This is a genomic window from Novipirellula sp. (genome assembly GCF_041583735.1).
In the GTDB taxonomy this organism is placed as follows: domain Bacteria; phylum Planctomycetota; class Planctomycetia; order Pirellulales; family Pirellulaceae; genus Novipirellula.
Genome location: NZ_JBFHFD010000267.1, coordinates 1 through 10,798 on the forward strand (window position 1 = coordinate 1; position 10,798 = coordinate 10,798).

The following is a 10,798-nucleotide window of genomic DNA, read 5'->3' on the forward strand; positions in this document are numbered from 1 at the left end:
ATGCGAGATAAGACGTCGGTGTCTTCGCCAATTCCGCCTGCGCTGATCGCTAAAAAATCACTATCCTTTTTCAACGCATCGTTGACATTGATGTCAACGGCACTGCGACCGACAAAGAATGTATTGATGCCCGCCGCCGCCAAAAAACCGCTGGTATCCTCACCAAACGTAAACGAAGAGGTTGGCGAGTCAGAAAGGATTTCGATTTGTCCGCCACTGGTCACACTGGCTGTAATACCATCAATCGCATCGATATCAGCCACGATCGAGCTGACCGTCGAATCGGTGACCTGGCCCAGATTCTTTACTTTGATCCGATGGGTTGAGATCACTTCACCCGACGCATCGACTAGGTTCATATCAAAGGTGCCATTGGTGGGTGTCCACGCTAACCCCGCTTGATCGAGCGGCACAAATGCGTCGGACTTGACACTGGAAAGCAAATCTTGAAACCCTTCTCGGCCTTGCCCCTGCGAGTGCACTTCATTGACAGTGCGGATCAACGCGGACGCCATGCGATCAATTCCCGCGATATATTCGCCAAAGACGCCATCGCGAGCTTCCATGGTCGCGCCCAACTGGCCTCCGGTCGCATCCAGAGGCGAATCGGTTTCGATGATCCGGATTTCCTGTGCCTCGAGCTTCTCACTGTAATGGCTGTAAACGTCGCGGCTGATTCCGTCGTTGACGAGATAATCCCCCCCCACGAAAACAGAAACGGCTCCACTCTCCTGTTCCTGTATGTTTAGATCGACATACGTCGCCAACTCTTCGAGATAGTTGTACCGCTGGTCCCTCAATCCGGTAGCGTCGCTATCAATCAGCCCGCCCCCTTCGATTGTGGCGATCTCGAGATTGAGCTTCGCAATCCGTTGGGTTAGACGGTTAATGTCGCTGGCAACGTCCTTTAATTCGCCGTCCCACGCTTGCTGGCGATCGGACGCCTTGCTGCGAGCGTTGCGAATATTATTCGTCAACGTCTCGCCTTGTAGAATCACGAATTCACGTAGCGAGGCATCCCCCGGTTGGGTAGACAATTCATGAACGGCGTTGTTGAACAGCGAAAATTGCTGGCTGAGCCCCGTGTTATCGAGATCGGTCGACAATTCTTCGAGTTGAGCGTAGGCCTTTTCCAGCGATTCGGCGCCCGACAACGCGGTCTTGGCATCGAGCATCCGCTCGAACAGCGCTTTATCGACGACTTGGACAATCCCGGTGGGGCGAACGCCATGCCCCTTAATCAAGTTGCCTTCGCGAACGGCTACCGCAGACGCCTGCTGTAACTCCTGGCGTATATAGCCCGGAGTATTCGCATTGGCGACGTTGTTGCCCACGACCTGAAGGCCGATCTGGGCCGCATCGAGTGCGCCTTTGGATTGCTGGATTGTGCCGAGAAGGCCCATACCGATGTCTCAATTGACCGAAAGAACCGTACTTTCAGTCTTTTATCGGCATTCCCCCACGCACAGTTGACCTAATCGTCAAAACCGGATCGTTATCGCTGATAATCCCGCACCGATGCGGCGTTGGCCTTCGTGTCGACACGCCAACTCACCAACGCCGCATGTCGCCGACATCGATATGCTTGCCCCCAACTTGCCCCCCCAATAGCCACCGATCCGTCCGACGTCCCAAGACGTCGGGCGACACAGCATACCGACGTCGGAGACGCCGGGCGACTTTAGGGGGCGACCGTGGTGGGACGCCAAGCTGGGCTTACAGCAGATTCGCAAAGGCTTCGTCCACCGCACCCAAGCGGTCTTCACTTTCTTCACCCTCGGACGTTTCATGACTCTCGGCAATCAAATCCAAGAAGTCCTTTGGCTCGGTGCTTGGCATCGAACTGTCGACCACCTTGGTGGGCGTCTCAATTTCGTGAACCGGTTCGGAAACATGCAGCGTCGTTGATTGAGAAACCGCAGATTGCGCCAATGGCGAAAGCTGAGGAATCGCTTCTCCCAATCCCTGGCGATCCGAGCCTTCGCTACTGGCTTGTGGCCCCTGCAGCGACAACTGATTGATCACCTGCAACGCATCGAGTGCCGAAATGATATCGTCACCATTGACGTCATAGTACGCCGGACCACGATCCGCTGCGGTCACCGGAATGCTCGACGTATTGTTCGGAGCCAGCCCGATGCGGTTGATGATCAACAACGCATCGAGTGTCGTCACCGTGCCGCTAGCGTTGACGTCATTGAAACGAGTCGCGTTCGGATTTTGCAATCGGAACGCGACCACGTTGAAGTGGATCGTCGCCGGTTCACTGACACGTCCGGCCGAATCGGTGATCGTGACCTGCAGTGAATCGGGGCCGAGATGTCCCACGTTGGCCTTGTACGAGATGGTTCCATCCGGGTTGGCCGTCGCGGTACCGTTGGCAGGTCCCGAGATGATATTCAGACTGGTCAAATCAAGCTGGCCTTCGACGGGTGCCGCGGCCGCCCCGACATTCACGATCGTGGTGTCCTTGGACGTTGCCACGACATCCTCAAAATCGGGCACGATTGGCAATCGGCTCGTTGTGATGATGACCGTCGCTTGCTTGCTCTGTTGTCCCAGATTGTCTGCGACGGTATAGCGGAATTCATCCTGACCATCGAAACTGGCAAACGGGGTGTAGACCAGCGTTCCATCCTCTTCGACCGACAACGCGCCCGACTTCGGTTGCGAGGTAATCACAATGCTGGTCGCCACGATCGTACCGTCGACATCCGTATCGTTATCTTGCGGGCGGAAGCGGGTTTGCCCGTTCGCATTGATGATGACAGTATCAGGATTCAAAACCGGAGCATCATTGACACCTTGAACCGTGACCGTGACTTCGACCGGGTCGCTTTCAATGCCACTGGCATCCTTGACCGAGTACAGGAACGTATCGATCAGGACATCGCCCGGCTTCATACGTTGCAATTCAACCGCAAGCGTCGGATCGTAAGTGATCTGTCCGTTGACGGGGTTGTAGGTCAAACGAGCTCCCCGTTGTGTCGTGGAACTTGCCGGCAAGACGACCGTCAGCGATTCCAATGGATTTGATGCCAGATCCGGATCCACATCGTTACCTGTCAAATCGATGCTTTCGATCAAGACAACCGCGTCCTCATCGGCATCGAGATTATCGGTGACCGCGATCGGTTTATCGTTCACTTCATCGATATTGATTCGCAAGGTTGCCGCTACGGACACCGCGTCAAGTGAATCAATCGCACGCACTTGAAGATCCGCAAACCCGCTGGCGTCTTTCGCAGGTTTGAACTGCAGCACCCCACCAGCATCAATTGTTGGCAACGTTTCGAACAGTCCCAACGAAGCGGTGGGAACGGTCACTTCGAAACGCACCGATTGGCCCGACTCATCCGCCGGTCCTGGCGAAATGTTGGTGGCCCAAACTTGCGAGTACAGATCACTGTCCTCATCGACATCGACCACTGCACCGGCGGTAAAGGTCGGCACATCGTTGACCGCTGCGACGCGAATCGTAAATGTCTGAGTCACAGATTCATTGTTGTGCCCCACCGAAGCGTCGGTCGGATCACCATTGTCTCGCAGCGTGACTTCAAACGTGGCATCTCCATTGGCGTTTGCTGCCGTGGTGTACGACAAACTCGCGGTATTGCCCGTGATCGTAACGGTCGGTGGGACCGCGAACAGCGAGGAACTGCCGCTGATCTGGTTGAGTACAAACGACACGGTTTGAGCCGGGTTTGTTCCATCGCCTAGCAGTTCGTCGGTCGCTTCATCCGGGCCGGCTTGCACGCCGGTCGCCCAATTCGGAACGACCACAGGTCCTTGATCTTCGACCGAGTCGACATCGTTGGCACCGCTATATTGCGGTGGATCGTTGACACCACTGACGCCGATCGTGACCTGGTTGGTGACCGATTTGAAGTTATTCGTAGCGACGCCACCGGCACCCAAGGCGACCGTGACTCCATCGTCCGAAATCGTATAAGTGAACTTGTCGGTTCCGGCGAAATTTAACGCCGGGGTGTAACGAAGTCCGATCACCTGGTTGGCTGGGTCAAGCACCGGAGTGATGGTGCCGCCGCGGTCGGACGTCGCTGGATAGGGCGAAGCCACATCGATCGTTTGGCCACCACCGACAAGTGTCGACGTTTCGTTATCGGGACCGACTCGGAAAAAGTCCAACAAACCAGGCTGGTCGGCCGCATTGCCAACAAACGGGATGACTACCGAACCATCTTCGCCAACAACATAAGTCAAATTCGGAGCATTGCTGACCTTCACCGGAGCATCGTTGACCGGTCGTATGTTAATGGTCATCGTGACTGGCACGCTTTGGGACAAATCGCCGCGGGTTGCCGTATCGGTGGGTCCATTGTCGGACAACATCACGGTGAACTTGAATTCACCAAACACGTCCGGAGCCGACTGGTATGTCAAACGTCCTGTGGGCGAAATCGCGGGCACCGTTGTAAAGAACGCATTGGCATCAAACCCAACCGGCTGGACATCAAAGACAAGCGTTTGAGCCGAGTCATCGGTTGCAGTGGACCGAGGTCCGGCACTGATGTTAAAGGCGAAAGCATTCTTCACAGTGACCGCGGCATCTTCAGCCGACTCGACACTTAGCGACGCAGTTTCGAATTCAGGCCGATCGTTAACGGGACTCATTCGCAATCGGACGCGGTTGACGACCGCTCGCGGATCTTCGAATAGCGTCCCTTGCGACAACGAATAAGTTTCACCGGCGGTCGGATCTCCATTGACAATCGAGTTGTCATTCACCGAATAGGTGAACCCATCATCGGCTCCGATCGCCGAGTTGTAGTTCGTCGGCGGAACATAATTTAGTCCAACACGTTGGCCACCTTGGAACACTTCGGTCAAGGTTCCACCGCGCTGAGTCGATCGTGGGAAACTCGCAAGCTGCAGAACTTGGGATCCGCCCGGTGCTCCATTCGCCTCGTTATCCGGGCCGACATTAAAGACATCGAGCAGCCCCAGTGCAGCAAATCCGTTAGACGGCGGCACCGCACCTTGCACAAGCGGAATAAAGAACGCGGTCGATGCGTTGCCACCAGGCTGAGTGTTGTCTTCACGCAACGTGTAAGTGATTGTGCCATCGGTCGCCACGGAATAGCCCAAGTCGGGATCGGAACCCGAGACATCCGCTGTATTAACGACAGCGGGGTTCAGTCGCGGGGCATCGTTGACCGGCTGCACATTCAACGTGAAGGTCACAAAGTGGGATGCCGGCACGAAACCAGGCGTCGAGGGATCGAGGTCCGTCGCCTCGATCACAATCGTGGCGGTACCCACCGCATCAGGTGCGGGGAACACCGACAAGGCACCGTTGTTGGCAACCTTTGGCGGCAACCGGAACAAACCTTGCGGAACGTTGGACAACCCCGGCACGAAAGTAAACTGCACCGATTCTCGTTGCAATTCGTCCAGTGCGGTTGATGGCCCGGCTTGGATGTTTTTCGCCCATTCCGGTACAACCGTCTCGCCGTTGTCATCGCGTTCAAGCACATTGACCACTGGCAAGAAGTCGAACTCCGGAGGATCATTTTGCTCAATCGTCGTGATCGTCGCGTTGGCGTATGCCGACCGCAGTGAACCAGTGTCCTGAGTCACCAGCGGATTCGAGCCTGGAATCGTTACCGCACCACGGTCTTCGATCAAGAATTCGAATTGATCATTCGCGGCAAACGGCGAACGGCGGTTGTAATCGACGCTCGGCGTGTAGGTTCCGCTGACGAATTCGCCGTTGACGAAGGTAAAGGTCAGCGTTGCGTTGGTCAAAGTGGTACGTGTCACCGTTCCATTGCCACCGGTAAGTCCTGGTTCGTCAATCGATCCGTCCACCAGCATCGGTGCCCCTGGCACACGGAAGGCGACGACACGCAACTCTTGTTCACTTTCGTTGAAACTCGGATTGATCGCAGCAGCAAATACTCCCTCGACCGCGTTTCGCAGCAATTGCGTCTTGTCGAACGTCATACTCGCTACAGGCAATGGGCTGAGCAGGTTGCCATCGCTGTCGCGTTCGACCGCTTCGGTCACCAAATCGAGTGTTTGGTCGGCTGCCCGCGGAACATCGTTGACCGGAGTCACATTTACCGTCAACGTTTGCACCGAAATCTTGGCCGTTCCGCCGGGCGCATTATCCGATGCGGTCACCAAGTAGACCTGAGTGCCGAAGGCATCGGGAGTTGGCAACAACGTCAACCGACCGGTCGGCGAGATGGTCGGAGTCGCACTGAACAAACCAACGTCGGTCGATAACAACTGCAAACTGAACGTAACCGATTGCCCCACTTCATCCAGTGCAGTCCCAGGTCCCGGAGCGATTCCCGTGACAAAGTTATCTTGGCTGATCGGAGCATGATCACTCGCTTGATCTTCAAGAATCGTGATCTGTGATGGCATCACGAACACAGGCGGATCGTTGTTTTCAATCAGCCGGAACGTCATGCTCGAAGGCAGCGATCGCTCGGGTGTCAAGAAGATCGGACTCGCTGGACCACCAGGAACCGTGGTTCGCCCGTCGTCTTCGACCACGTATTGCAACACGTCGGCCGGATCAAACGGAGTCAATCGGTTGTAGTCCACTGCAGGACGATACTTACCGGTTGTGAAGAATCCATTCGCATCGAAGCTGAACTCGAGCTCACCGCCGGTGACAGTCAGCTCAGTAACGGTTTGTCCCTTGAACAAACTTCCATCAATCGTGATGGTGCCACCCGTCACCGGGTCTTCGATCAAGAACTGGACGACACGGAGCGTTTGCTCGATCTCGTTAAACGGCGCGGGTACCGAGGAAGCGAAATTGCCCGCGGTCGCTGGGATTTCCGATAGCGTACCGTCGCCGTTGATCAACCCTGCGGCATCAAAGTCAATTTCGACAGCCGGATCAAGCGGGTCACCGAACTTATCGAGTTCCACCGCTTCGATTTCAGTGAACGAACGAGGATAAGTAACCGGAGTATCGTTGACCGGTGCGACATTGATGGTAATCGTCTTGGTCAACCGCGCCGCGCCTTCGGGTGCTTGGTCATTTGCCGTGACCAGGTAAACCTGAGTTCCGTAGGCATGCGGATTCGGGAACAACGTCAAATCGCCCGTTGTCGCCGACAAGGTGGGAGTTTGAGAGAAGATACCGTGATCGGTTCCGACCAGGACTAACGATTCGAAGATGACCGATTGACCGTGCACGGCACTGTTTTCATCCAGCGCGGTCACGGGGCCTGCGAAAATGTCCGAGACAAATCCCGACACCACAACCGGTGTTCCCAATCCGTTTTGGTCCTCCGTCACGTTGACTTGAGCCGAATGATTCACTTCGCCAGCCATTGTAAAAATGGGCGGATCATTCTTGTCCAACACTTGGAACGTTGCTGTCACCGCCGCCGATCGCAGCGTGCCAAGATCTTCGCTGCGAGCCGGATCCGCACCGGGAACCGTGACATTGCCACGATCTTGGATGACAAACTTGAATTGTTCCGTCGGCGAGAACGGCGTGCGTTGGTTGTAGTCCACCGACGGTGTAAAGCTGCCGCTAACGAACACTTGATCCTTGAACGTGAAGGCAAAGGTTCCGCCGCCGCTGGAGACGCGGGTGATCGTTTGCTCGGCTTGCGTCAATGTCGCCCCATCGATGACGATGCTCGCGCCCCCGGGCCCGACCATTTCGAACCGCACGACGTCCAATTCTTGTTCACTCTCGTTGAACAACGGGTTCAATGAGCTTGCGAATTGCCCCTCGACCGCATTTTGCAACAAGCGATCCTTGTCGAACGTGACCACGGTCGTCGGAAGCGGCGAGATCAGATTTCCAAACTCATCGCGTTCAATTGACTCATCCACAGGTGCAAATACCTGGTCAGCCGCCACGGGAGCGTCATTGACCGGATCGATGGTGATCGTCAATCGGCGAATCGTTTGTTGATCCGCTGGCGATGTGCCTCCGGTATCGGTCACCACCACGTCGTAGACCGCCACTCCGAATGCCTCGGGCGTGGGTGTAATCGTCAACGTCCCATCGGCTTGCAACACAGGCGTTGCCGCCATCAAGCTATCAGCGCCAGGAACGATATTGCCAGGTACGCTGACCGGAACCAGGGTGATCGTCAGCCCTTGCTGTGCTAATTCGTCCAGTGCAGTGACACGGCCCGGCAGGATCACTGAGGCTGGATTGTTGAAAAGATCCAAGGTGATCGTTGGTGCGTCGGTCGGTTCAATCTCAGCGACGTGAATCGGCAGATTGTCAAAGGCAGGGACGAACGGATTGTCATTACGTTGGTTGACCTTCAAAGTCACCGTCGCAGGTTCCGAGAACTTGCTTGGCAAATCGACGAGGGTTGTCGATCCAGGAACGGATGTTCCCGCCCCGTCGTTGTCACGAAGGATGAATTGGAAGATTTCGTTGACGAAGTTCGGGGAAACATCGAATTCAGCTTGCTCGTTGTAATCGACCGCAGGCGTGTAGGTGCCTTCGGTGAAGATACCGTTGACGAAGCTGAATTGCAGCAGGCCGCCATTGCGCGTCGTTACCGGAACGATCGCCGTACCGACCGGATCGGAAACGTCGTTGACGACCACATCCGCGTCGCCAGGATTCGGGCTGGGAACGATGAAACGCACAACATCAAGGTTTTGATCATCTTCGTTGTAAGGCGTGCCAAGTGCCAAATCAAATTGTCCCGGCAGACTTCCCGCCATCAGCGAAGCGGCATCAAAATGGATCTTAAACGCAGTGTCGCTTGTCGATTCACCCGCGTCCTCGATTGCCTCATCGACACTAAACTCGTGATCCTGAGCGACCGGTTGGTCATTCACAGGATTGATCGAAATGGTCAACTTGCGAATTGAGACCGCATTATTCGGAGCCACATTGGATCCGCTATCAGTGACGATAATGTCGTAGACCGCCACGCCAAACGCATCGGCGACCGGCGAGATCGTAATGTCTCCCGTGGCTGTCAGCAGAGGATCGGAGCTCATCAATCCGGCAGGCACCAACGAGTTGCCTCCCAGATCAAGTGCGGGCTGCACGACGATACTGACAAGACTCTGCGATGCGAGTTCATCGAGTGCCGTTAGCGGACCCGGTTTGATCTCGACACCGGCTGCGGCGTACAAGTCAAACGTCAACGAGGGTGCATCGGATTGTTCACGCTCATTGAAGGTGATCGAATTGGCATTGTAAACGACATTCGTCCCATCCACCGTCGTGGTCGAAGTATCAAAGTCCGGGATGAAGGGCGAATCATTGAATGCCGAAACGCTCAACGAAACACGGGTCGGTAATGATCGAGCTTCGCCAAGATTTGGAAGATACGGAACGTTTGGCGGCAACAACACTGTGCCATCATCGGAAACGACGTAGTTAAAGAACTCGAGCGGATTCGCCGGATCGGCTTCGTGGGGAATCAACCCGTTGTAATCGACTGCCGGCTCATAGTAACCATCGACAAAGGCTCCTGCGGTAAAGTTGAACGACAAGACACCTCCGCTGGCGGTCGTCATGGCCAAAGTCCCCGTCCCGCCGCTGCCAGCGAGGTCCGTTAGAACGTCAATCGATTCGTCGGCATCGGTGAACGCGACCACACGCAGAGCTTGATTCGATTCGTTGTAAGGATCGATTAGCGTTGGATCATCATTGCCGGGCAACACCGGATTGACACCGGACAATTGCAGCAGGAACTCTGCGTCGAACGCGACTTTGCGATCGACTCCGGTGGGGGTACCATCGGAATTGAATTCGACGACTTCGTCGACCAACAATTCACGTGGGAATGCAATCGGATTGTCGTTCGTAGGTTCGACAAAAATCGTCACTACCGCGGTGTCCGTCAGCGGAGCAAGCGAACGGAGACCATTGGTATCTTCGTTGATCCCCACATCTTGTGCAGTGTAGGTAAACGTATCTTCGCCGTAGTAATGATCGGGCGCGCGGTAGGTGAACGTGCCGTCATTGTTAAAGGTGACCGTGCCACCAAGTGCAGTCGTCAAAACCGTGCCTGGATCCGGTATCGTCAACGAACCATCGTTCAGATTGACGTTTTCATCCGCGGCATCACCACGCGCATTGACGTCGTTCGAGAGCAAGAAGTCAATCGGAATGGTGAGTGATTGATCCTCGGTGGGAACCGGAACGGGTTGCCCCACCCCTGCCCAATACGACAGCCACCGGGTGGAACTCTTGTCGATCGCATCGTCATTGGCAATCGGATCATCGTTTTGGGGCCGAACGTCAAACGAAATCTTGGCGGTATGGGTTAAGCGTCCGTTGACAGTATCGAAAACACCAATCTCGTCATCAGCCCCACCGTCCCCTAAGACGTTCGGGTCATCGGATTTGCCATCATCGCTGATCGTGTACGTAATCTCATCCAAGATCGGCGGATCGCCTACTAGACGCAGGTTATCGCGATTGAGATCGAGGTTAGCTTGGTACTCAAAACTGACCAAGAAAATATTTGCCGGATCGGAGGTATCAAACGTCGCTGACAAGATTTGTCCTCGCGACGTGGCGATCGGAAAATCACCGATTGGCGTGGTGGAATCGATCATGGTGCCGCCGACGTGCAGCGACACGACATGCAACACTTGATCCGATTCGTCCCATGGTGCTGTCGGCGTCACCACAGGGTACGAAGGCGTAGCGTCGGCCGTCGCGTTGGCCAACAATTCAGACTCAAGCACGGTTCGAGGGGTATCTTCGAGCATCACGATCGTTTGATCGGCCGCTCGCGGAGCATCGTTGACCGGTTGGACCTCGATTGTCACCGTCGCAAACAAAGTCGATGACAGAATCGAATCGATCGCA

General features: G+C 55.4%; 2 protein-coding genes. Both read right to left on the reverse strand.

Features of this window, described 5'->3' with window-relative positions; all coding sequences use genetic code 11:
- The coding region (gene flgK / locus ABX962_RS19100) for a flagellar hook-associated protein FlgK (RefSeq protein WP_372721626.1) at positions 1-1,403 on the reverse strand (1,403 nt) is incomplete at its 3' end.
- A 313-nt stretch (positions 1,404-1,716) separates the two neighbouring features.
- A complete protein-coding gene (locus ABX962_RS19105; RefSeq protein ID WP_372721627.1) occupies positions 1,717-10,758 on the reverse strand; it encodes a tandem-95 repeat protein in 9,042 nt (3,013 codons plus the stop codon).
- Between the last annotated feature and the right edge of the window lie 40 nt (positions 10,759-10,798).